This window comes from Vibrio sp. 03_296, assembly GCF_002265885.1.
The window spans coordinates 1-614 of sequence record NZ_NPKW01001278.1 but is presented as its reverse complement, the minus strand read 5'-3'; the positions used below and the strand labels follow the sequence as shown (position 1 = coordinate 614).

The following is a 614-nucleotide window of genomic DNA, read 5'->3' as shown; positions in this document are numbered from 1 at the left end:
GATAGTGTCGCTGTTGATGTGTATTGTCTCATCACATCCTTTGTTATTACAACTTCTTACTTATAACTTCGGTTTGTCAGCCTCTTTCTGTCTCTCAGTTCGTCATCCTCGCGAACGCGGGGATCCATCGTACAGCGAGTCTTGTAGCTCGGTATTACCGCTTCATTGCCAGTGTTGTTGTCAGTTTGGCTCTATGTTGTTGTCTGGGGTGAGTGCATTTCCAAACGCGACATCTGGCGTGTGTGGATGAATGGATTCCCGTGTGCACGGGAATGACGATGGGTGGCGTGGCGGCGGTGTGCTGAGTTTTTATGGGATAGTGGCGTTGTTGATGTGTCTTGTCTCATCTCATCCTTTGTTATTACAACTTCTTACTTATAACTTAGGTTTGTCAGCCTCTTTCTGTCTCTCAGCTCGTCATCCTCGCGGACGCGGGGATCCATCGTACAGCGAGTGTTGTAGCTCGGTATTACCGCTTCATTGCATGTGTTGTTGGGTTGTTCTATGTTGTTGTCTGTTGGGGCGAGTGTGTTTCCAAACGTGACATCTGGCGTGTGTGGATGAATGGATTCCCGTGTGCACGGGAATGACAGCTGGTGGTGCGGCAGCTGTAA

General features: G+C 49.0%; 1 protein-coding gene. It reads left to right on the top strand.

From position 1 onward, the window contains the following. Nucleotides 1-250: hypothetical protein (locus CIK04_RS35210; protein ID WP_325206060.1), on the top strand; the 250-nt coding region annotated here is incomplete at its 5' end. Nucleotides 251-614 lie beyond the last annotated feature (364 nt).